Annotated in this window: 5 protein-coding genes; all 5 read right to left on the reverse strand. The window is 62.0% G+C overall.

Features of this window, described 5'->3' with window-relative positions; translation table 11 throughout:
• On the reverse strand, window positions 1-196 hold a 196-nt coding region (locus F8K16_RS05575; protein WP_294948075.1), incomplete at its 3' end, for a biotin/lipoyl-containing protein.
• 11 nt (window positions 197-207) lie between these two features.
• Entirely contained in the window at window positions 208-465 is a 258-nt protein-coding gene (locus F8K16_RS05580; protein WP_294948077.1) for a DUF2442 domain-containing protein, read from the reverse strand.
• Window positions 431-610 (reverse strand): DUF4160 domain-containing protein, encoded by a 180-nt coding sequence (locus F8K16_RS09265; protein WP_367122763.1) that lies wholly within the window; start codon window positions 608-610, stop codon window positions 431-433. The genes F8K16_RS05580 and F8K16_RS09265 overlap by 35 nt, the downstream gene beginning before the upstream one ends.
• A gap of 68 nt (window positions 611-678) precedes the next feature.
• Window positions 679-2,043, reverse strand: coding sequence for a dihydrolipoyllysine-residue acetyltransferase (aceF, locus tag F8K16_RS05585; RefSeq protein ID WP_294948081.1), 1,365 nt, complete (start codon window positions 2,041-2,043; stop codon window positions 679-681).
• Window positions 2,044-2,058: 15 nt separating this feature from the next.
• Window positions 2,059-2,323: hypothetical protein (locus F8K16_RS05590; RefSeq protein ID WP_294948079.1), on the reverse strand; the 265-nt coding region annotated here is incomplete at its 5' end.

Raw genomic sequence — 2,323 nt, forward strand, 5'->3', positions numbered from 1 at the left:
CGCCCTCCTTGACCAGCATCTCCTCGATGGTGCCGGCGTAGGGAGACGGCACTTCCATGGTGGCCTTGTCGGATTCCAGCGTGATCAGCGAATCGTCCACATCCACGTGGTCACCGGGCTGCACCAGCACCTCGATGACATCCACCTGATCAAAGTCGCCGATATCCGGCAGGAATACGTCCACAATCTTGCTCATAGCAGTGTTCCTTATTGCTGGGCTGTCAGGGGATAGGCGTCCGGATGGGCAATCATGTCCAGCGTGAGATCCACATCCAGACGCGGCCAATAGAAATGACCCGGTATCGGCTGTTCAAATTCAAGCTCTTCGGCACTGCGCCCCTTGAACCATGGAAACGATTCATAAGGAAGGAAAAACTCCTTCGTACCGATCAGCAGCCACACACCATGCTGAGAAGGATTGGCCACCTGCTCAACATGTGCCGGGGAAGTGGTGACACCAGGCATCCCTGAACTCCTGTTCATGTTGACGAATAATGCCCTCTATTTCCGCCAGCTCTCGCGGTGAGAACCTGAAATTTCTGGCCAGCGCGATCTCTGGCTCCAGCCAGAACTTCGCCTCGCCCTTCTCTGACAGAACATGAATGTGCATCCGCGGTTCTTCCCGCGAGAAAAAGAAAAACCGATAACCTTTTTCCCGCAGGATGGGTTGGACTCATGTTACAGAATCAGCTGGCGGATGTCGCTCAGATAGCGGGCGATGGTCTGGGTGAAGCGCACGCCCTCGGCGCCGTCGATGACCCGATGGTCATAGCTGACGGAGAACGGCAGCATCAGCCGCGGCTCGAACTCGCTGCCATTCCACACCGGCTGCATCTTGGCCTTGGAAACGCCCATGATGCCCACCTCCGGCGAGTTGACGATCGGCGTGAAGTTGGTGCCGCCGATGCCGCCCAGGCTGGAGATGGTGAAGGTGCCGCCGCTCATGTCCGCCGGTGTCAGCTTGCCTTCGCGGGCGCGCTGGCTGACCTCCATCAGCTCGCGGGAGAGCTGGAAGATGCCCTTCTGATCCACATCCCGGATGACGGGCACCACCAGACCGTTGGGCGTGTCCACCGCAATGCCCAGGTTGTAGTACTTCTTGACGATGAGCGACGCGCCGTCGGGCGAGAGCGAGCTGTTCATGTTGGGGAACTGCTTCAGCGCCGCCACCACGGCCTTCATGATGAACACCAGCGGGGTGATTCTGACCCCTTCCTTCTCCGCCTGCGCCTTCAGGCCCTTCCGGAAGGCTTCCAGCTCGGTGATGTCCGCCTCGTCGAACTGGGTCACATGGGGCACGTTGAGCCAGCAGGCGTGCAGGTGCCGACCGGAAATCTTCTTGATGCGGGACAGCTCGACGGTCTCCACCTCGCCGAACTGGCTGAAGTCCGGCTGCGGGATGGACGGAATGCCTGCCCCGCCTGCCGCGGGTGACGCACCCGTAGTGGCCGCACCGCCCTGCATGACGGACTTGACGTAGCGCTGCACGTCCTCCTTGAGGATGCGGCCCTTGGGTCCGGTACCTTGCACCTGGGACAGATCCACGCCCAGATTGCGGGCGTATGCACGCACCGCCGGGCTGGCGTGATACTTCGCGCCTGGCGCCTGCCGGTTGACCGGTTTCTCCTCCGCCACGGCAGGTGCAGCGAGCGTCTCAGCCGGCACGGCGGCAGGGGCTTCAGCGGCCGGCGTCGGCTCGGGTGCCTTTTCTTCCGCCGGCGCGGCGGCTGCTTCTGCCGGCGCTTCCGGCTCGGCAGCGCCCTCGTCGGCCACCTCGATTTCAGCGATGGGATCGCCCTCCTTCACCTTGTCGCCCTCGCTCACCAGCATTTTGACGATGGTGCCAGCGTAGGGAGAGGGCACTTCCATGGTGGCCTTGTCGGATTCCAGGGTGATCAGCGAATCGTCCACGGCGACGGTGTCGCCCTCACTGACCAGCACTTCGATCACATCCACCTGATCGAAGTCGCCGATATCCGGCAGGGTGATGGTTTTGATGCTCATACAGCCTGTTCCTTCTGTCGGGTGTGAAAAGGGCCGCAGCGGCGGCCCCGGTCATTACAGATACAGCGGCCAGGTCCTGTCCGCGTCGATGCCGTATTTTTCAATGGCCTGTCTGACCACGGCGCGGTCCAGCCTGCCGTCGTCCGCCAGTCCCTTCAGCGCCGCCACTGTGATGTAGTAGCGGTTGACCTCGAAGAAGCGGCGCAGCTTCTCACGCGTGTCGGAGCGACCGAAACCGTCGGTGCCCAGCGTGATGTAGGTGTGCGGCACCCAGGCGCGGATCTTCTCCGGCAGGTCGCGGATGTAGTCGGTCGCCGCC

This window comes from Sulfurivirga sp., assembly GCF_015490265.1.
Taxonomy (GTDB): domain Bacteria; phylum Pseudomonadota; class Gammaproteobacteria; order Thiomicrospirales; family Thiomicrospiraceae; genus Sulfurivirga.